The 20,092-nt window shown below is 42.5% G+C and carries 22 protein-coding genes and 3 tRNA genes; 15 read left to right on the top strand and 10 right to left on the bottom strand.

The features are described 5' to 3' along the window. Window positions 1-826 precede the first annotated feature (826 nt). Window positions 827-2,083, bottom strand: coding sequence for an RNA-guided endonuclease TnpB family protein (locus tag PHF18_RS12685; RefSeq protein WP_300103429.1), 1,257 nt, complete (start codon window positions 2,081-2,083; stop codon window positions 827-829). A 1,138-nt stretch (window positions 2,084-3,221) separates the two neighbouring features. Here PHF18_RS12685 and PHF18_RS12680 point away from each other — a divergent pair. Both PHF18_RS12680 and PHF18_RS12675 read left to right on the top strand, forming a co-directional pair. Beyond that, window positions 3,222-3,293: transfer RNA gene (locus PHF18_RS12680), tRNA-Gly, on the top strand. Window positions 3,294-3,363: 70 nt separating this feature from the next. Continuing rightward, window positions 3,364-3,448, top strand: a tRNA-Leu gene (locus PHF18_RS12675). 246 nt (window positions 3,449-3,694) lie between these two features. Here the strand turns inward: PHF18_RS12675 and PHF18_RS12670 are convergent. The 4 genes from PHF18_RS12670 to PHF18_RS12655 form a co-directional block, all read right to left on the bottom strand. Beyond that, window positions 3,695-4,189, bottom strand: a complete 495-nt coding sequence (locus PHF18_RS12670; protein WP_300103408.1) for a phosphatase PAP2 family protein — start codon at window positions 4,187-4,189, stop codon at window positions 3,695-3,697. A 353-nt stretch (window positions 4,190-4,542) separates the two neighbouring features. Next, window positions 4,543-6,072: an MBL fold metallo-hydrolase gene (locus tag PHF18_RS12665; protein ID WP_300103407.1), complete on the bottom strand. Its 1,530-nt coding sequence runs from the start codon at window positions 6,070-6,072 to the stop codon at window positions 4,543-4,545. A 151-nt stretch (window positions 6,073-6,223) separates the two neighbouring features. Continuing rightward, window positions 6,224-6,676 (bottom strand): DUF123 domain-containing protein, encoded by a 453-nt coding sequence (locus PHF18_RS12660; RefSeq protein WP_300103406.1) that lies wholly within the window; start codon window positions 6,674-6,676, stop codon window positions 6,224-6,226. Between the two features lie 27 nt (window positions 6,677-6,703). Further along, entirely contained in the window at window positions 6,704-7,651 is a 948-nt protein-coding gene (locus PHF18_RS12655) for an ADP-ribosylglycohydrolase family protein (RefSeq protein ID WP_300103404.1), read from the bottom strand. A gap of 141 nt (window positions 7,652-7,792) precedes the next feature. Here PHF18_RS12655 and PHF18_RS12650 point away from each other — a divergent pair, with 141 nt between their 5' ends. Next, on the top strand, window positions 7,793-8,164 hold the full coding sequence (locus PHF18_RS12650; protein ID WP_300103402.1) for a hypothetical protein: 372 nt from the start codon (window positions 7,793-7,795) through the stop codon (window positions 8,162-8,164). Between the two features lie 63 nt (window positions 8,165-8,227). Here the strand turns inward: PHF18_RS12650 and PHF18_RS12645 are convergent. Together PHF18_RS12645 and PHF18_RS12640 are read right to left on the bottom strand one after the other, a co-directional pair. After that, window positions 8,228-8,302: transfer RNA gene (locus PHF18_RS12645), tRNA-Glu, on the bottom strand. Window positions 8,303-8,529: 227 nt separating this feature from the next. Beyond that, complete coding sequence (locus PHF18_RS12640) at window positions 8,530-9,771, bottom strand: proteasome-activating nucleotidase (protein ID WP_300103400.1); 1,242 nt, start codon at window positions 9,769-9,771, stop codon at window positions 8,530-8,532. A 918-nt stretch (window positions 9,772-10,689) separates the two neighbouring features. On the opposite strand from PHF18_RS12640, the gene PHF18_RS12635 reads away from it, so the two are divergent. The 12 genes from PHF18_RS12635 to ftsY all read left to right on the top strand — a co-directional run bounded on the left by PHF18_RS12635 (window position 10,690) and on the right by ftsY (window position 18,289). Continuing rightward, complete coding sequence (locus PHF18_RS12635; protein ID WP_300103398.1) at window positions 10,690-10,935, top strand: DUF131 domain-containing protein; 246 nt, start codon at window positions 10,690-10,692, stop codon at window positions 10,933-10,935. Beyond that, the gene (locus tag PHF18_RS12630) at window positions 10,932-11,294 is read left to right on the top strand and encodes a TIGR00304 family protein (protein ID WP_300103396.1); all 363 of its coding nucleotides are present in this window, start codon (window positions 10,932-10,934) and stop codon (window positions 11,292-11,294) included. The genes PHF18_RS12635 and PHF18_RS12630 overlap by 4 nt, the downstream gene beginning before the upstream one ends. A gap of 331 nt (window positions 11,295-11,625) precedes the next feature. Then, window positions 11,626-12,900 (top strand): adenylosuccinate synthase, encoded by a 1,275-nt coding sequence (locus PHF18_RS12625; RefSeq protein ID WP_300103394.1) that lies wholly within the window; start codon window positions 11,626-11,628, stop codon window positions 12,898-12,900. A gap of 297 nt (window positions 12,901-13,197) precedes the next feature. Beyond that, window positions 13,198-13,647, top strand: a complete 450-nt coding sequence (locus tag PHF18_RS12620; RefSeq protein WP_300103392.1) for a 30S ribosomal protein S19e — start codon at window positions 13,198-13,200, stop codon at window positions 13,645-13,647. Between the two features lie 89 nt (window positions 13,648-13,736). Further along, window positions 13,737-14,105, top strand: a complete 369-nt coding sequence (locus PHF18_RS12615; protein WP_300103390.1) for a DNA-binding protein — start codon at window positions 13,737-13,739, stop codon at window positions 14,103-14,105. A 5-nt stretch (window positions 14,106-14,110) separates the two neighbouring features. Next, entirely contained in the window at window positions 14,111-14,713 is a 603-nt protein-coding gene (locus PHF18_RS12610; RefSeq protein WP_300103389.1) for an alpha hydrolase, read from the top strand. Between the two features lie 278 nt (window positions 14,714-14,991). Next, complete coding sequence (locus PHF18_RS12605; protein ID WP_084630763.1) at window positions 14,992-15,147, top strand: 50S ribosomal protein L39e; 156 nt, start codon at window positions 14,992-14,994, stop codon at window positions 15,145-15,147. A gap of 19 nt (window positions 15,148-15,166) precedes the next feature. Next, window positions 15,167-15,436, top strand: a complete 270-nt coding sequence (locus PHF18_RS12600) for a 50S ribosomal protein L31e (RefSeq protein ID WP_300103385.1) — start codon at window positions 15,167-15,169, stop codon at window positions 15,434-15,436. Between the two features lie 44 nt (window positions 15,437-15,480). Further along, window positions 15,481-16,140, top strand: a complete 660-nt coding sequence (locus PHF18_RS12595) for a translation initiation factor IF-6 (protein WP_300103383.1) — start codon at window positions 15,481-15,483, stop codon at window positions 16,138-16,140. 54 nt (window positions 16,141-16,194) lie between these two features. Next, the gene (rpl18a, locus tag PHF18_RS12590; RefSeq protein ID WP_332309197.1) at window positions 16,195-16,371 is read left to right on the top strand and encodes a 50S ribosomal protein L18Ae; all 177 of its coding nucleotides are present in this window, start codon (window positions 16,195-16,197) and stop codon (window positions 16,369-16,371) included. Between the two features lie 5 nt (window positions 16,372-16,376). Next, window positions 16,377-16,805 (top strand): prefoldin subunit alpha, encoded by a 429-nt coding sequence (pfdA, locus tag PHF18_RS12585; RefSeq protein WP_300103381.1) that lies wholly within the window; start codon window positions 16,377-16,379, stop codon window positions 16,803-16,805. A 230-nt stretch (window positions 16,806-17,035) separates the two neighbouring features. After that, complete coding sequence (ftsY, locus tag PHF18_RS12580; protein WP_300103427.1) at window positions 17,036-18,289, top strand: signal recognition particle-docking protein FtsY; 1,254 nt, start codon at window positions 17,036-17,038, stop codon at window positions 18,287-18,289. Between the two features lie 3 nt (window positions 18,290-18,292). On the opposite strand, the gene PHF18_RS12575 is transcribed toward ftsY, so the two are convergent. From PHF18_RS12575 to PHF18_RS12565, 3 genes are all read right to left on the bottom strand, one after another. Further along, entirely contained in the window at window positions 18,293-18,553 is a 261-nt protein-coding gene (locus PHF18_RS12575) for a hypothetical protein (RefSeq protein ID WP_300103379.1), read from the bottom strand. A 24-nt stretch (window positions 18,554-18,577) separates the two neighbouring features. Further along, window positions 18,578-18,757 (bottom strand): PspC domain-containing protein, encoded by a 180-nt coding sequence (locus PHF18_RS12570; RefSeq protein WP_300103378.1) that lies wholly within the window; start codon window positions 18,755-18,757, stop codon window positions 18,578-18,580. A gap of 232 nt (window positions 18,758-18,989) precedes the next feature. Next, complete coding sequence (locus PHF18_RS12565; protein WP_300103376.1) at window positions 18,990-20,081, bottom strand: hypothetical protein; 1,092 nt, start codon at window positions 20,079-20,081, stop codon at window positions 18,990-18,992. Window positions 20,082-20,092: the final 11 nt, after the last annotated feature.

Raw genomic sequence — 20,092 nt, 5'->3', positions numbered from 1 at the left:
GAAACGAATTTCTTTAGCCGATAACACGGTATTGGAAAACCGCCTCCTCTCGCCAATGTTGGACATGCCTGCCGTGTGTAACACACCGCCTCTACTTCTCAGGACTTTTGATGCTACACGATAGGGAAGTGGGCTAAGGAAGCATCCAGATGTATCATAACATATCCAATAGAGTCAATTAAGACTTAGGCTGGTCAATCAAGACTTGCCGAAACAAGCCTCCCGCTTTAGTAAGGGGTTATTGACGCCTTTACACTATTAGCTTCTTCAGCCCGGTTTTGAAGCCAGGGCAGTGTAAGAGAAGAAAGCTGGTTTTGAGAATTTAGGTCTAGCTCTATATAAGAGTATATATTCCTTATCAGAGAAATAAGATTTCTGGGAGTAAAACAGGAAAAATTAAAGTTTAATCCCCACATTAAAAATAATAATAGTGATTTTAATCTCAACATTGTTATATTCTTGTCATAGTATTAGATTATGCCCTGTAGATATGTAAACCAGAATTTTTGCAAAGCTGATACGCAGGAATAAAGTGTTTTTCTTTCAAAAAGTAGCAAACAGAGCTGAATTTAGCCAGAAAGCCCACTTCTAACAAGGATAAAAATATTATGTGGTTAGATATATATTTGGACAGATTTGCTTAAAATGATTCATGTTAAAAATCCATCTTGCAGGCAAATGGGGTTAACAATAAAATAAAACTGCGAATATAAAACTAAAAAAGATAATGATCGGGAATGTGACTGGCACTTTCACACGATTTACTATTATTAATCTGAATTTGAAGACTCTAAACTCTAACAGAAGCAATTCAGTGAACTACCCATCATTGAAATGACGGGCATCCTGCTTCACAGCTCTCTCTTTTGAGAATAACTCCGCAGGCTCTACCCTCTGTTCCAGAGGTGATTAGATTATTAATTGCAAATTGTTTAATGTTGATGGCTGCATTAATATCTCTGTCATGGTTTGTATTACAAGAAGGACAAAGCCATTCTCTATCCTTTAAAGTTAATTCAGAATTATGGTATCCGCAAACATGACAATTTTTAGAAGATGGTTCAAACATTCCAATCTTCAAAATTGTCTTGCCAAACCATTGAGCCTTATACTCCAACTTTGTTACAAAACTGCTCCATGCAGAATCAGCCACAGCTTGAGCTAATTTGTGATTTTTAATCATACCTTTTATATTTAAAGTTTCAATTGCAACTGCTTGGTTTTCGCGTATTAGTGACAATGAAACTTTGTGCTGAAAATTATTTCTCTGATTTGAAACTAATTGATGTTGTTTTGCAAGTTTCTTAACAGCTTTCTTCCGGTTTTGAGAACCTTTAACCTTTCTACGGACTCTTTTTTGTAGCATTTTAAGTTTCGTTATAGATTTTTTAAGAAACTTGGGGTTCTCAATTTTCTCCCCTGTAGATAAGGCTGCAAATGTCTTGATTCCAACATCAACACCTACCATAGTTGATTCGGAATATTGTTGAGTTACCGGATATTTATTCAGATCCTCGGTTAAGATGCTAATGTGGTATCTTCCGGCTGATGTTCTGGAAACGGTAGCAGTTCTTAAGAATTCTGAATTAAGATCCTTTTCAACTATGATTTCGTTATTGATGGTAGTTGTTTTGAGATGAGTTTCAAATAATTCAGGTTCAAAAAGGGGTCTATGTATATTGATTTTAATCCAGCCAATAATAGGTAGAAATATCTCAGACGTAGTTAAGTTAATTTTATAATGTTGAGGAACCTGGAAAGAGAAATGTTGTTTTTTCTTTAATTTTTCAGCTGGATAATCCCCCAATCCTTTAAAAAAACGTTGATAAGCATTATCTAAGTTTTTGTTTACCTGTTGCAAAGATTGAGAATTAACATTCTTCAACCACGGATAAATATCTTTTAAGACAAGAATATGCTTATCAAGTTCTGATCTTGGGATACTACATCCACACTGACTATATAAAACAGATTTAACATGAAGAAGTTTATTATAGAGAAAGCGGACACTGCCAAAATGCTGTTCAAGCACTTGCTTTTGGCCCTGTTCAGGATAAATCCTATATAAACTTCCTTTTCTCATATTTATCAAGTATATATAGGTTTTGAACTTATATTAAGCCAACAGTTATCGAAAAATGGTAAATGTACCGGAAGTTGACGACATTCACCCCGCCACTAAAGTAACGGGCATTCGGCCTTCGTTTTTCGTAGGGAGAGGTTCCCAGACGGGATAACGAGAACACATTATAACATTTAAATTTAAAAGACAGTTCCTGGGTCAAACATAATCAGGAGTTTTTTCTTGCAGGGGGCAAGCGGACAGTCACAACCCTGCATGGCGCAGGGGAGAAATCCAGAAGACAATGTTCAGATATTCTGAATAATATTAACCATCTCAACCAAGCACTCAAGGACCACCCGATTATTAAAAAAGAAAATATTAAGAGTTAATCCTGAACCTGGATTCGGCAGATCGATATTAAAGAGGGAGAATTTTTACTGACGGCATTTTGGAGAAAATATGCCCTTATAAGTTCACATGTAACAGGCGGGAAGCCCTGTTGATTTAGCGCAGGGAGGAATGCCGTCAACTTTCCGGCATTCCGTTCCACGTTTGGATTTTTCCACTCTGCTTTGGAAACGAATTTCCGTAGCAGGTAACACGGTTTTGGAAAACCGTCTCCCCTCGCCAATGTTGGATATGCTTGTCAGGTGTAGCACACCGCCCCTACCTCTCAGGACTTTTAATGCTACACGATAGAGCTACAAACTTAGGAAGCATTCGCAGGTATCATGACATTTCCAACGTAGTCAATTAAGACTTAGGCTGGTCAACCAGGGCTTTTGCAAGCCCCACTGCTTGAGCGTGGGGTAGTTGACTTGTTTGTATGGTATACAATAGTAGAAACTTATCTTTCCATACTAAACATTATTGCAAAAATGTGTAGTTGTTTTAGATTAAATGGGAATTGAACCACATGTTAACCAGCTTTAGATCTAAGACATATTTATTAAATATTCAAAAACGGCATCATAAAATATATTCTACCCCCTAATGTCCACCTACCGGGAGGAGGTTGAAGATTTCATAAAAATAAGAGAAATTATGGGAAAGGAAAGGGGAGATATGCCACAATAAAGCAGGAATGTATGAAAAAAGATGGAATGTCAAGCGAAAACGTTATATTTAACAAATACCTCTAGATGTGTTGCAGTTTGCGTTGATGGTCTAGTGGCTATGACTTGGGCCTTCCAAGCCCAAAACCCGGGTTCGAATCCCGGTCGGCGCATTTAATCCTTTTTGAATAGTTTTAAATTATCTCTTATCTTATTTTGCCACTAAGCAAAGACAACATCAGTGCGAGGGTTGCCCAGCCAGGTCAAAGGCGATGGGCTTAGGACCCATTTTCGTAGGAATTCGTGCGTTCGAATCGCACCCCTCGCATTTAATTTTACAGAATGTTGAGCTCAAACTTTTCTTACCTACCTTTTATGTAGAAGACAAAATATTTCTGGTGACATGTAAGGCCTTTAATTTTTATATAATCTGGTTAATTCAGATTTAATTCTGTTTTTCCGATTTAATTCTGTTTTTCCGATTTAATTCTGTTATTTTCGTTTTAATCCTTTTATGAGCCTGATTTCAAGTTACTAGACCCTGGCGGAACATTTGTAGGGCCCTCCAAAAATATCAAGGCTGCTGAGGAGGATCAAAAACCTCTTCTTCCCTATCCCTCATGGATTCTAAAGCGCCTCCGAAAAGTCCGGACTTTATCAGCATCTTTTCAATATAAAGCCAGAAAAATCCGACTATGCAACCTATAAGTGCGCCTACGATCACATCCGAAGGGTAGTGGACTCCTATAAATATCCGGCTCAAACTCACGGTAATAGCAAAAGCCCAGACTAAAAGTTTGTACTTCCCTGCTCTCGGATGCAAAAAAGTAGCCAGAGCAAAGGACATAAGAGAATGCCCGCTCGGCATCGAGTATCCTGTGGTGCAGGTCACAAAGCGGACGGTGTCAGGCCTTGGGACTTCAAAAACAGGCTTTAACGCCAGGGCTAAAGCCCAGGATGAGACGAGTAAGGCAAGGAAAAGTATTGTTTCCTGCCTGCCCCTGTAATAATAGAGAGCAGCAAGAATCAGAAAAAGAAAATAATCGAATTGAAGGCTTACAAATAGCATAAAGGAGTCTAGAAAGGAAAAAGAATTCAGAAGCATCAGAACATAATAGTCAAATTGAGAAAACATTGACAAGCAGGATCACTTCTTAGCGTTGCCGAATACCAGGGCTAAAACCGATTATCTTTAATCAATTAGTTTATTTTCGGATTATCTTTAATCAATTAGTTTATTTTCAGATTATCTTTAATCAATTAGTTTATTTTCAGATTATCTTTAATCAATTAGTTTATTTTCGGATTATCTTTAATCAATTAGATTATTTTCGGATTATCTTTAATCAATTAGTTTATTTTCGGATTTCAAACTATTTATTAATTTTATAGAACCTGTATTTTACATATTCCGATTTTATCTTACAAGTTTTTTCTTGCAAGGAATCTCTCAGAAATGGAATGTTTGACAAGCTTTCCGCCTTCGAGTACAGATACCGAACCGTGCCCGCAACAGATTAAGCATTTCTTGCCTTTCTTTGAGAGTTTGTTATCAAGTTCCAGTATCAGGGACATGAGGGCATTTCGTTCCTCTCTTGCAAGGTTGCTGTCTACATTTACCGATGTCATGAGATAATCAGCCAGGAAATTGTATTCAGCCCTCTCCGGGCTCAAGCTCCTGAAATTGATTACTGAATCCTGAGGGAAGACGAGCCCTTCTTCAGGGCACAGGTAGAAGATTTCCCCATGCATGTGCCCTCCAAGGCCCTGAAGGGCTTCAAACTCTAGGCCTCCTATCCTGAAGCGAGCAATAAGCGGAAAAGCTCCCCTTTTCTCGACTTCTTCAGCCTGAACCGGGATCTCAGGGAAAAGGATCACATTTGAAGGAGGGGTGAACCTTGAAAAGAGGTTAATCATTTTTGTATAAACCTCTTCCAGAATACAACCCTGATTACTGGACCCATAAGCCCTGCTGGTTTCCCGCGTAATTTTCAGGGTTTCGTGATTGAGGTAAGAGGGAGCGGAAAAATAGCCTGCAGCCCCGCAGTGGTCAGCATCTGCATGAGTAATATAGATTCTTTTAAGCAGGCTCAGGTCTCCAAGCCCGTAGTGCTGGAGCATATTCACGACATCCGGCTGGTATATCCCGTAGCCCGTATCAATCATGACCCTTTCGTCAGGAGTATCGAAAAGATAGATATTTCCTCCACAGGGAAGCTGGAAGCAGAAAAGTTCAATGCCAGCCTTTACACTGACCCTCTGCACGTCGGCATAAAAGCCTTCTCCTGAAGTCCGGCTAAGGGTTTCCCCGACTTTGAGGATGTTCTCAAAGACCTCAACAGGGTCTTTCCGCAGGTTTGAGAGTTCCTGGGCGATATGGTTGATGTCGTGCAAAAATTTCATTAAAAAGGCATCTTCTGCGTTTCCGAGATAGTTCCTCAGTTTCTGGGCAAGCCTCAGGTAAAAAACCGTATCATCGAGCTTTTCTCCTGTTGTGTCATATTCAACAATCTCAAGCCTGTACTTTGATTTGAGCTGGTTCAGGAGAGCATCTATAAGGTCAGCATTTTCAATGTTCAGGCTCACAACTAGCCTTTCAGGGTGCTGCCCCCTATCATCAAAATCAAGGAAAGTAATATTTGCCCCCGAAGAAGTGGTGTGGTCAAGGATATCGAATAAAGCTCCGGGGCAGTTAGGGAGATAGACATTGAATTTAAGAAAAGCTACAGGCTGCAGGGAGTTCTGGAGGTAACCTATTCTTTCCAGCTCCTCAAGGATTTTTTGGTAAGCCTGTGAAGCAGCCGTTACCTCGAAAAAAACGGTGTTCCTGTCGATCCTCCGGTCATACTGGATCCGGTTGATGTTTCCTTCATACCGCGTGATAATCTCGGCTGCCCTGTGCAGTGTTCCGGGCTTATCAGGCATGCAGGCGATAAAAGAGAACGGTTCCATGAAATCTCCCTTGATCAGATAAAAACCGTTTTTCTAGTAACTTAGATAAAATCCTGCCTTACTTTAAACGTTTTCCTGTTTATGTGAAAGGGAAGGATTAAAAGAAAATAATAATTCAGCACTCAATAATAATTCAGCACTCAATAATAATTCAGCAATCAAGCACAACAACCCGGAGTCCAAGAGCTTCAAAAACTCCCATGATCTCCGAAAGAGGGTTCTCTTTCCTATAAAACAGATGGGAACCGCAGGCGCAATCCGTACACCCAAATCCCGGAGCTGAATCTCCCCCAAGCCTGCGGGCAAGTTCACACTCAAGCCGGGCAGAAGTGGCGGCACAAACTGCCCATGCCAATCTGAACGAAGAGTTCAGGTGGAGATAATCGACATGCCATCTGGGATTTTTATCCCTCTTTGAAGAAAGGTCGATATGCCTTTTTACTCTCTTCATGCCCCCGGGTCCGAGTGCCGAGCCTGTGTAGATATGAAAGCCTTCAGAAAACGAAAACGAGCCTTTTTTCCCGACTTCAATTACACAATCCCGGTTTTCGAATACCAGGCAGTAAACTCCTTTTTCGGAAAAATCCATTTTCAAGAAATCCATTTTCAAAGACCTCTGTTTCTTAAGATCTCACTTCATCCCTGAAACCTGAAAATACTTCTCAAGCAAAGGCGCAACCATTTCTTCCAATTTCTCTTTTTCCTTCAGAGCTTCAACCCAGGAAATAGGTACTGCTTCGATCCCAAGCCTTGCCCCGAGGATGCCGCCTGCAACACTTCCCACCGAATCCGAGTCTCCGGTTATATTCACCGCAGTTTGAACTGCTTTCTTGTAGTTATCAGGATATCGAAGAATGCAGAAATAAGCAAGGGAGAAAGTCTCATCCGCATACCAGCCCTGCCCGATTTTCAGGAGGGCATCTTCATCACTCAGATTACTATGAGCAAGCTCATAAGAGCCTTTAAGGGCTTCCGTAAATTCATCAGAAATTCCTTCCGTTACCCGGAGAAGAGGTAAAAACATTTCTTCGGGGTCTACCCCATCAAGAGCCAGTTTTACAGCATATGCACCCGCAACGGATGCGGCATCTGCCGCCGGATGGGTGTGGGTAATTCTGCCGGAAAGTGAGGCTGCTTTTATCAGTTTTTCGGGATCATTTTGGAAAATGAAGCCCAGGATTCCAACCCGCATGAGGCTACCGCACGTTTTTGAGTTTATTCCTGATTTGGTCCAGGGAATCCCGTCCTTGAGATTAAGGGCTGCACCCTTTGTTGTTGCTCCTGCTCCAAGGTCGGGTTCATCCAGCCACAGGACAAGTTCCTCTGCAATCTTATCCATAAGGCCAGGAAGTTCAAGTTTTGCCCCGTGCAGGAGCCCTCTGGCAAGTACAAGCATCAACTGGGTATCATCGGTCCAGAAAGCATCAGGGATCAACTCAAGAATCCCATTTTCTCCGTATTTCTCCTTGATCTTCTCAAGGGGAAGGTGTTCAATAGGGCGCCCGATAGCGTCAGCACAGGCTGTACCGAAGAGGTAACCCCGGAGTTTTTTTTCGATGTAGATAGTTTTTGGGTCCATATTTACCAGTTAGTTTGTTTTTCTGCAATTAATTGCTTTTAGATTAATACTTTCACCCCGGAAACATAAACAGGATATACATTAAAATGAAAATAGATAAGATGGGTACATCGATAAAAAAATATAAGATGTGAAAGGGGGATGATTTCATTGTCAGACAGTGGTTTTGAGGTAGATGCTCATATAAGAAGTAGAAGGCCTGAAGAAAATCTGTTTGGATTAATTGGAGACCCGATAACTAAACCGCATGTCAGTTTTCCATCGGTTCCAAAATCAGAAGATGTGGTTAAAATAAGTGAACAGGAAACTCACAAAAACAGACAGGAAGAATCCACAATACAGGAAACGGCAAAAGAGGATTATAAATGGATTGCTAAAGGGGACACATATCCTGTAAAAGAGCTACTTAAAAAAGCCGGGATGCTCTGGGACAGGCAACATAGAGAGTGGTACAGTAATAAAAAGCCGGATGTCAGGATAGAAGGCATTTATATCATGAGAAAAAAGGCGTAAGATGTTTTAAATGGAAGAATATCAGAATTAATTAGTGTAAAAAAAGGTGTAAAAAAGGAAAAGTGCTCCGATGGGGATTTGAACCCCAGTCGCAGGAGTGAGAGTCCTGAATGATTGGCCGAGCTACACTATCGGAGCATGCTGTTAATTATGCTTCGCCTCTAAGGCAGCATATTCAAGTGATCTATATAATATAAATCTTTCGTCTGATTTTTAAAAATAGATAAGAACTGCCGGCAAAGAATGGACCCCTGCCCGGCAAAGAAAAAAGGAAAGTTTAGCCCAACCTGGCCAATAATCGGGTTCAGATATTCTGATCCAGCCATCTCCAGGCAGGGACTTTCTAAATAAGCTCTTCTAGCAGGTTACACGAACATGGCCTGAGGGATTGTTGGGGCCTTCACGTTTACAACCTTGTCATAAGCTTTCATGAAGTCTGCCATAGCGATCTGCTGACCACGTCTGCGCAATACAAATATTCCGGCTTCTTTTACAATTACGCTAATCTCTGCCCCACTTCTCCCTGACATAACCTTTGCAAGCTTCTCAAAGTCCACATCATCGGCAAGTTTCATCTTACGGGTGTGGATCTTCAGGATCTCAATCCTGCCTCTGTCATCGGGGAGTGGAATTTCAATGGACCTATCAAACCTGCCAGGTCTGAGGAGGGCAGGGTCAAGCAGGTCAATACGGTTGGTTGCTGCAACCACCTTTACATTACCTTTCGGATCAAAACCATCCATCTCGGCAAGGAGCTGAAGCATTGTCCTGTTTACCTCTGCCGAACCGCTGGTCCCATCATAGGTCCTCATGCTGCCCACAGCATCGATTTCGTCTATAAAGAGGATGCTTGGGGACTTGTCCCTTGCAAGCTGGAAAATATCCTTGACGAGCCTTGAGCCTTCCCCTACGAACTTCTGGACGAGATCGGAACCTGACATCCGGATGAAGGTGGCTTTTGCCTGAGAGGCTATAGCTTTTGCAATCAGGGTCTTCCCCGTGCCTGGGGCGCCGTGGAGCAGAACCCCGGAGGGAGGTTCGATTCCCAGGTTCTCAAAAAGCTCGGGTTCGGTAAGCGGGAGTTCCACACTTTCACGGACTTCCTGAAGTACATCCTCCAGCCCGCCAATCATGCTGTAGTCCACACCAGGAGAATTGATAAGCTCCATAACCTGAGCCCTCACATCGGCAGCCCTGCTCACTATGGAGATAATTGAGTAAGCTCCGTTTACAGCAACCCTCATTCCGGGCTCTATTTTTCCGAGGCATTCTTCAGGTATCTGCGTAAGGACTTCCTGGTTGTTTCCATGCTGCCTGATAAGGGCAATTTCCCCGGTTACCTCAAGAATGGTTGCAATGAAAAGTGGAGGTTCGGTAAGCTGTTCCAGATGAGCTTTTAATTTATTGATCTCCTGAAGGTGCCTGCCTGTGGCTACACTGGCTTCAAGAAGCCGTGCCTTCATATTTTCGGTCTGGACCTTAAGGATCTCTATTTCGGTTAAGAGAGATTTCACGTCCTCAGGAATGATCTCCCCGCTCTCAAGCTGAAACTCTACCCTGGACTTAATATCTTCCAGAGAAGATCTTATGGCACTGTCTTCTGACATTTGAAAACACCTGTGTTATGGTATAAAATTGATTTAAATATCCTGTTTTCAGGTTAATTGAGTTCTTAACGCGCGTTATCTGGGTAATTAAGTTGATTTGAAGGCTAAAGGTTTACGATTAAGCTGGTTTGCAGGAAATGATCTGCAGCTAATAAGGTTTTAGCAACTACCCTGCGGACTTCGGTATGCAACTCTTCCGGAATCTGCCTCCGCCCCATCAGGACTTTTACAAAAAAGCAAAAGCCTGAAAACTGGCGCCAGGAACAGAACAATACTTTTCATAAATATTACCCTTCGGAAGGAAATTGCATGTTACCAGTACAGAACAATTTATACATATTCCTTTTACAGGATAGCGTACATATCAAAGGTTAAAATGCAATTGAAGAGGTTCTTATCGTGTTCACAGTATATATAAGATGCCTGAAATAATTATGTATATATAAATATAAAAAGGATATATATAATTTTCTGAAATGCCTCCAGCCCATTGTTGACCCCTGTAAATTGCTTTCTGATACTCACTTAATATACATCAGCTTTTTTGTTTATTTCAGACTCTATATTTTTCTTTCAGTTAATTATACATAATTGTCACGTTCCAATGTCACCGCATTTATCCCTGAAATATCCCAAATTTAAGAAGTAGATGCCGAAAATTACGGCATTTTATACAGCTCTGCCCTGAAGGACGAGCGATATAAAAACCTTTCGTTATAAAGATGATGAGTCCTGGGCTGAAAAGAGGCCACTTCGCATAAATTGTAAGAAGAGATCCCGAACTTTATAATTATATAGAGAATTTGTACATATTTGGGATATAATTTACAGATGTAGATAATAGAAAGCATAAACTCGTCTACATACCGAAAATATTCAAAGGATAGATTTAATAATAAAAGCATAATATCATTCCACATGCGTGCATCAGAAGATTTTATAAGAGTAGGCGCAACAGTCACATTTATTGGCTTTATTATAGTATTGTTAGGTATTGCCCTTACAATGTTACAGCATTCTGCAAGCACTCGAATGAGCGGCCTGATCATGCTTGGACCTATCCCGATAGCATTTGGCTCTACTCCTGAAATTACAACAAATATGCTTGGGCTTGGGTTAATAATAACGATTCTTTATCTATTCCTTTGGAAGACAAAACGTTGACTGGGACCTTACTTGTTTTTACTGGAATTTTCATAATATTCTTCGGGTTTTTAATTACTATAATCGGAACAGCCATAGGCATGCGCGAGAATCCAGAACCTGAAAAAAGATATTCAAAAAGGATGAACCGATTCGGAAAAGAAGCTGATTCAGGAAATTCGTTCGGTTTTGAGGAACCCGATAGAAAAGAGCCTCATGCAGGAAAAGCCGAATCAAGGATAAGGGGTGGAGGAGTAATTATGCTCGGCCCGATCCCGATTATCTTTGGAAGCGATGGAGACAGCGCAAAGACGGTAACAATCCTTGCGATAATCCTGATGGTCCTCAGCCTGCTTATTTTCAGAGGCATAATCTTCTAAATTTGCCTGCATTTGCATTCAAACACTTATGTTCCCTGTTTCCAAAGTTGCCCTGTTTTCAAAGTTGCCCTGTTTTCAAAGTTGCCCTGTTTTCAAAGGCGCAGAATTTAAACTGCCTGCCCCTTCATCTCATTGCCTCATAATCTAGCTGCTACATCCTGACATGTATTGCTTCACGGCAGGCTATTGCTTCTATGTGCCCCTGCCTCACCATATAAACCATGTACGGACTTAAAAAATAATACATTGAGAAATTCGGGGGAGAATCTCCCGGGAAGGAAGCAAATAAACCGAACAAAACCTTATTAAGGTTAAGCCCGATTCAGGGCTTATGTTTACGATAATCACAGGCGCGCAGTTCGGTGACGAGGGAAAAGGCAAGATTGTCGACCTTCTTGCAAAAGATTATGATATTGTCGCCCGTTTCCAGGGCGGGAACAATGCAGGCCACACAGTAAGGGTAGGAGATGAGGTCTACAAACTGCACCTGATCCCCTCAGGCATCCTGCTTGATGCCAGAGTCCTGATCGGGCCTGGGGTTGTCATGAACCCGGAGGTTTTAGCCGAAGAAACCGCAATGTTTGAGAAGCACGGGATAAAAGTAGATGCAGGGAAACTCGGGATTGATGCAAAAACAAGCATCATTATGCCTTACCACATAGAACTGGACGGGCTCAGGGAAGCTGCAAGGGAAACGAAAATAGGAACCACCGGGCGCGGAATCGGCTATGCCTATATTGATAAGGTAGCCAGAGACGAGATCCGCATGGCTGAACTTGTGGACAGGGAGCGCTTCCTGGCAAGGCTTGAAGAACTTGCTCCCCAGAAAGAAAAGGAAATCGAGGCAATGGGAGGAGACCCGAAAATCGTCAGAGATCCGGTCCTCATAAAAAGATACCTTGAACTGGGAAACCAGTTTGCTGCCTATATTACTGATGTTTCCAGGGAAATAAATCAGGCTCTTGATGAAGGAAAGAATGTCATGGCTGAAGCTGCCCAGGGAACCCACCTTGACGTTATACACGGGACCCAGAAATTCGTAACCTCTTCTTCCACAATTGCAGGCTCTGCATGTGCCAACCTTGGAGTGGGACCTACAAGAGTGGACAGTGTTATTGCCATAGTAAAAGCCTATATAACGAGAGTAGGGGAAGGGCCGCTACCGACAGAGCTTTCCGGGGAACTGGGAGAAAGGCTACAGAAAGCCGGAGGAGAGTTCGGAACAACTACAGGCAGAGGCAGAAGATGTGGCTGGTTCGACCTTCCACTCCTTAAAAAGGCTATTGCCCTTAACGGATATACGGAAATTTCCCTTACCAAACTGGACGTACTGACAGGCCTTGACCCTCTCAGGATCTGTGTAGGATATAGGTATAAGGGAGAAAGCCTGGACTATCCCCCGGAACTTACAGAAGACCTTCAGGACTGCAGTCCGGTGTATGAAGACCTCCCTGGCTGGAAAACAGACCTGACAGAGGTGAAAGCCTATGATGAACTACCGGAAAATGCAAGAAACTATGTCAGAAGGCTTGAAGAGCTCATGAAAGTCCCTGTCAATTATATATCCGTGGGTCCGGGAAGAGCACAAACCTTTAAAAAAGAATAATGCCATTAATAAACCTGTTCGGTATCTTACCGAAAAATGTATATATTAACCAATAAATTTATCAACCCCATTTTCCAGTTTAGACTAAAATCATATTAACCGGCATTATCGGGTCTTCGGGCCCAAATATTAAAGAGTCCGTAGCCAGCTTATAAACCAGTAATGGATTTCTCGTTAGAGCATAAGAGTTACCTCTTTTCGAGAACAAGAGTTACATTCCTAACAGATTCGGGGGGGAAGAATCGGCACTATCGCCCGAACCTGCAAAACTAACGTAATTCACATAAGGAGGAGAGCATGACAACAGTATTTGATGTTCCTGCAATGGAAATGATCGAAAAGCTTGCAGGTATTCTTAAGGAAAATGAAAAGATAGTTCCCCCTGAATGGGCTGGGAACGTGAAAACCGGGGTTCACAAAGAACTTCCCCCAACCAACGAAGACTGGTGGTACATCAGGTGCGCAGCAGTCCTGAGAAAAATCTATACAGACGGGCCAATCGGAACCGAGAGACTCCGATCTGTATATGGAGGAAAGAAGGACAAGGGTGTCCAGCCCTCCAGCAAGGCAAAGGGCAGCGGTTCTATTGCTAGAAAGGCAATACAGCAGCTTGAAGCTGCAGGCTTCCTGCAAAAAGTAAAGAACGGAAGAACAGTATCTGCAAAAGGACGTTCCATGATGGATAACGCCGCACACGAACTTAGGCAGGAACTGCTCGAAAAGATTCCTGGACTTGCAAAATACTGAAAAATAAACCCCTTAAGAAAGGGACCTGAGAAATTCAGGTCTACTTTCATATTTGATACAGACCAGATTCCAGAAAACAGGTTTTTTCGGTGATTACCATGTCTAATATGGATGATGAACTCGAAGAAATCCGAAAGAGACGGCTTGCAGAAATCCAGAAACAGCAAGCACAGCATCAGCCTTCTGATATGCAGGCAGCTTATCAGCAGGAACAGGCAAGAGCTGAAATGGAAGCTCAAAAGCAGACTATCCTGAGGCAAATCCTGACCCCCGAAGCAAGGGAACGCCTTACAACTCTGAAGATGTCAAGGGCGGCCCTTGGAGAACAGCTTGAGATGCAGCTGATTTCACTTGCCCAGAGTGGAAGGCTCCAGTCACAAATCGATGACGAGAAGCTGAAATCACTCCTGATGCGGATGCAGCCAACGAAACGCAAGACGTCCATAACCCGGGTTTAAACACAATGAAAGTCTCGGTCCTCTTTAGTGGAGGTAAGGACAGTTCACTCTCTGCCCTTTTGCTGGAGCCGTTTTTTGAGGTCGAACTCGTAACCTGTAACTTCGGATTGCTCCCTACAGGAGAAATCGCAGCAAAAACTGCTGAGGAGTTACATTTTCCACACAGGGTACTTTCTCTTGAGCGAGAAATCCTGGAAAAGGCATGCGAGATGGTACTGAAAGAAGGGTTTCCGAGAAGCGCTATAAATTATATCCACGAAAGAGCTGTCGAAACTCTTGCTCTGGATCCGGCAGTTAAATTGATTGCCGACGGGACCAGGCGGGATGACAGGGTCCCAGTGCTTTCGATCTCACAGGTGAGAAGCATTGAAGACCGGCTGGGAGTACAGTATTTTTGCCCCCTTAAAGGGTACGGCAAAAAAGTTGTGGATTCTCTTGTCGAATCTTACCTGAATGTTGAACAGGGTCCGAGTGAGAGTACCCAGAAAGCAGATTATGAAACAGAACTCAGAGAGTTAATCCGGCAGAGGCAGGGAGAGGAGAGAATCAAGGAACTGTTTCCTGTTCATTTCCAGTCCCATGTACTTTCAAGGAAGGAACGTCCCTGAAAAAAGAAGCAGATGCGTTTGAAAAATGGAAGCCTCCCGGAAGAAAATTCTGGAATAAAGATTTATACAATAATCGAGTTATATTCAACCCCTATACTACTGCTGCAGATTAACCACGGAATATCATAGAATTTACAGGATATTGTTTCTACAGACCTGCCGATTCATTCCGGCATGATAGAGCCGCAATTACATAAGGGTTGAAATCACAATCAGCTAATTACCGGATATAACTAAATTAACAGTAGATTACTTACAGGTTAACAGGTGTGGTCCACTTGAGTCATAACATGAAAGGACAGAAGATGCGTCTTGCAAAGGCGCACAAACAGAATACGCGAGTCCCAGTATGGGTTATTGTAAAAACTAACCGGAAGGTAGTGAGTCATCCCAGGCGCAGACACTGGAGAAGAAGAAGCCTGGATGTAAAATAAGCGAGGATGGTGGGATAAAATGGCAGACGACATGGTTAAAGAACAGATATATACTATTCCCCTCAGAACAGCGAGGAAGGTCCCTATATGGAAAAGAGCCAACAGGGCAGTTATTGAAGTACGGAAATATCTCGTAAGGCACATGAAAACTGAACTGACGCAGGTTAAACTGGACAAAACCATCAATGAACGTCTCTGGGAAAGGGGCTGTGAAAAACCACCTCTCTCAATCCGGGTACGGGCTGTGAAATTCGCAGATGGTGAAGTACAGGTAGAACTTGCCCAGTAAATATATACCATATATATGCCATATAAAGCGAAAAGTCAAAGAATATGATACGAACAGTGGATATATACGATACCCCGATTATCGGGGTATTTTCAACCTGTACCGAAAATATTGCCCTCGTTCCCCCTATGACAAACCCTGAGGTCTGCACTATACTCGAAGAGGTGCTGGACGTAAGAGTCATCGAGACTCTTATAAATGGAAGCATTGTAGTGGGAGCCCTTTCAAGAGGCAACTCAAACGGTTTTCTGCTTCCATACGGGTCCAATGTCGAAGAGCTGCAGAGACTCACAGGCGTTCCTGCAGGCGTCCTTCCGGACAGGCTGAATGCAATTGGAAACATTGTACTTGCGAACGATTCCGCAGCCCTTGTGCACCCCGATATGTCAGATATGGCTCTAGAAGCCATTACCAGGACCCTCAAGGTGGACGTTTACAGAGGAACAATTGCCGGGATTAAAAATGTAGGGATGGCAGGAATCGTTACAAATAAAGGGCTTCTGGTACACCCAAAAGTGACAGCTTCGGAAAGAGAATCTCTGGAAAAGATCTTTGGACTTCAGGTAAACATAGGAACTACTAACTTCGGGACCCAGATGCTTGGCTCAGGCGTGCTCGCGAACTCAAAGAACTTTGTAGCAGGCTCCGAAACAACAGGTCCCGAACTCGGGAGAATTGAAGATGCTCTTGGATTCCTGGAGTGAGCATTATATCATCCATCTGTTCCAGAACAATGTTACAGCAAGAGAGTGGTAATGATGAAGAGTTTTATTGTTAAAGGCAAATTTAAAGCAGGAAACGCCTGGGAAAACTTCACAAAAACCGTGGAGAGCCAGAACGAAAAGAATGCAACCGATAAGACCTACTCGATCTTCGGAAGCAAGCACAGAGTTAAAAGAAACCAGATCCAGATCGAAAGCGTAGCTGAGGAGTGAAGGATATGGCAGAAGTCAGTGAGGAGATCAGGAATCTGGCAGCCAGGCATCAGGAATTCCAGAGGCAGGCTGAAGCGCTCAAGCAGGAGATGAGCATGGTACAGGCTTCCATTTCCAGCTGCGACCAGACCATTGTAACAATAAATGAGCTGAAATCAGCATCAGGAGCAGACAAAACTGCAGAAACAATGGTCCCGGTAGGTTTTGGTTCTTATGTTTATGCTGAAGTCAAAAACGCAGATCGAGTCATTGTTAATCTCGGAGCAGGCTTCAGTGCAGAGGAAACTGCAGAGGAAGCTATCGAAACTCTGAACCGTCGCAAAGAGCAGCTTACGAAAATATTAGAACAGATGAATGCTTCACTGACTAAATTCGTACAGGGAATGCAGGCCCTTGAAGCAGAAGCTGCAAAACTTCAACCTGACCAGGCTTGAGAAAAGCCCTGGCTCAGGCACAGGTAACAGATTCGAGGAACTCAGAGACCGCATTTAAGAATCGAATCATATCATTAACTTTAATTATTCCATCAACTCTAATTACCTCACTAATTTCAATTACCTCACTAATTTCAATTACCTCATTAATTTCAATTACCTCACTAATTTCAATTAATAATTAAACTTTAATTACCTATTTTTTACTGAATCTTTTCGGGATGGATCCTGTGTTCAACAAATTTAAAGAGAAACTTGGGAGTTTTAAGAAGGCGCTCAGCAAAACGATTGATGAAAAGGCAGTAGAAGTCGAACCAGTAGTCGTTGAGCAGGTGCCTGAAAGCGAAGAAAGCTTCGAAGAGGAAATTGAGCCGATAATTGAAGAAAAGGCCATCGAGGCTGCCCTGAAAGAAAAAAGTACCGAAACCGAAACGGTTACTGCTTCTCCGGGGATCACAAGTATTCAGGTAGAAGATCTGAAGAAAGCTGAATACAGGAAAAAGCTTGAAGACAGAAAGAGGCCTGAAGAGAAAAAAATAGAGGGAGAAGAGTCCCCTGAAGAGAAAAAGTCTTTTTTCAAAAAAGTCGTCCCGAAAGTCGGGTTTGCTCAGAAAGCTAAAGCCCTTGTTTTTAATAGAGAAGTATATCTGGACAATAAAGACCTGGAAGAGCCTCTCTGGGAACTTGAAATGGCCCTTCTGGAAAGTGACCTTGCTCTTTCAGTTTCCGAAGCTATTGTTGAGTCTGTGAAAAACCAGCTTACGGGTACTACAAAACGAATTGGAAGCAATACCGGAGAAATAGTTGAGGCAGCCTTGAGGAAATCAATCCTTGATGTTGTATCCGCTAATACTTTTGATTTTGATGATTATGTAAAAAACAGGCAAAAACCAGTCCATATTGTCTTTGTCGGGATTAACGGAACCGGAAAAACAACATCTATTTCAAAGATGACACACAGACTGCTTAAATCGGGTTATACCGTAGTTCTTGCTGCAGGAGACACATTCAGGGCAGGCGCTATTGACCAGCTGGGAATTCATGCAAGCAGGCTTGGGGTAAATATGATAAAGCACCAGGCTGGAGCCGACCCTGCAGCTGTTATTTATGATGCTGTCCAGTATGCAAAAGCCCATAAAATAGATTTTGTGCTCTCTGACACGGCTGGCCGCATGCACACAAACATGAACCTTATGGCACAGATGGAAAAGATCTGCAGGGTAAGCTCTCCGGACCTTATAATCTTCGTGGACGAAGCCGTAGCCGGAAACGATGCAGTAGAAAGGGCTGCCCAGTTTAATGAGGCTGTCCCGATTGACGGGTCTATCCTGACAAAAATCGATGCAGATTCCAAAGGAGGAGCTGCCATATCCATTGCTTACATTACAGGCAAACCAATTCTCTTTTTTGGAATGGGCCAGGGATACGAAGACCTGAAAAAATTCGATCCCGAATGGTTTGTGGACCAGCTTTTCAACCAATAAAAGTCATCCAAACAGCAAATGATCAGTAAACTGAAGAGTTTCCGGAAAAGAAAGATCACATTTACTCTTACAGCTTTGCCTGTTTTCCGGAAATTCAACTGAAAAATACGGAATTGCAGTAAATAATAATAATAATAATAATAATAATAATAATAATAATAATAATAATAATAATAATAATAATACTGCAAATTCGTCTCCGCAGATTCCAGTTTTACCAGAAATAGTAAGGAGGGGATGAAAGCCTACTACATCCCTAAACAACAATTAAATAGCTCCACTCAAATTTTAAGGCTCTTCAGGAATTATAATCCAGGCTATAATATAACCGGGTATTCCAAGCCCTTGCAGGGCAAAGAGCACCCACAAAAGCCGTATAAGCGTAGGGTCTACATCAAGGTATTCTCCTATGCCCCCACATACACCGGCAATGATCCTGCTCTTCTTTGACCTGTACAGTTTTTTCATATGACTGCCTCCACTCCAGAAAAATACTTAATATGCCTGAAGAATATCAATAATCTAATTATACCAGGTTACGACTTTTTCCCTGATAGAATAAATTGTTTATATTAGACATATAAATGACTTTCCAATAAGTAACTTTCCAATAAGTAACTCCCAATTTTTCGGAGTTTGTCGAAATATCCCGAAATATCAGGCTTTAAACTTAACCTCTAAATCAGGACTGACTTTCCTATCAGACATTCACCCACTCACTCATAATCTCTTCAGAGAATAGGTTTTCCCCTATAGCCCGCACATAAACCCTAAAAGTCTTGCCTCCGGGAACTTTGAGCCCTTTTGCAGAAAATTGATAAGATTCTTCCGGCTCTACATTTACAGGATCGCTTTCTATCTTGTCCCATGCCCTGATTTCATCATCAGCCTGAAGGGCAACATAAATGGTGGTATTTTCAGCTATTTCGGAACCCACATTTCTCAGAGTAACATCAACGTCCACTACCCCTTCTTTTTTTGAGTACTCATACAGGGCATTGAAATCGAGATTAACAAAGGGTCTTCTGTACACAGGGATGACCTGGACAGGATCATCCTTATACTCCTCAGGCATCTCCCCTATCTGCCAGTTGCTTCCCGTGGTTTCCAGATAGTAGTAGTGATTATTATTATATTCGAAACTCCTGCCTTTTGGTTCAGAGTCACACTTTATTCCAAGAGCCATATGCTCAGGGAGTTCGAGGAGGACGACATCGTAGCCCATCTCCTGCAGGATCGCTACGCAAAGGATGGAGGTATCCTCACAGTCTCCACCGCTATCATAGAGGGTCTCATAAGGAAACCGGGGGTACTGGTCATATCCCGAACTTGCAAAGTCTGAGGTATAGTTTAGGGATTGAATAAAAGAAACACAAAGACCCGGTACCTTGTTTTCTTCAAGCCCATACTCCTTTGAAAGGGATAAAAGAGTATCTGCAATATTTTTAATTAGCCATTCATCATACGGGTCAGAAGCAAAAAGGTCATAGTCCCTTTTGCGGGTCCTTGACTTATACGTATCATAAAGCTTATCGTCAAGCAGTAAAGTAAGATGCCATTTGTAGCCTTCATAGTTCCATGAGTAAGTCCTGGATGATTTCCCTGGAGCTACGGCTTCTTCCGAGACAAGGCTGCTGGGAGGTTCAAAATTCTTATACTCTGCCCCCAGCAGGTCCCTCTGTGTTCCTTTCGTGCCAGAATCTTCAGATACCTCAGAAAAAGGCCAGAAGAAAAAAAACCCGACCAGATAAACGAGTAACAAAAGAAAAATCAGTTTAGTTCTAGCTTTCATGATCAACACCC

The organism is Methanosarcina sp., from assembly GCF_028693135.1.
GTDB lineage: Archaea > Halobacteriota > Methanosarcinia > Methanosarcinales > Methanosarcinaceae > Methanosarcina.
This window is presented reverse-complemented; position numbering and strand designations above follow the sequence as displayed.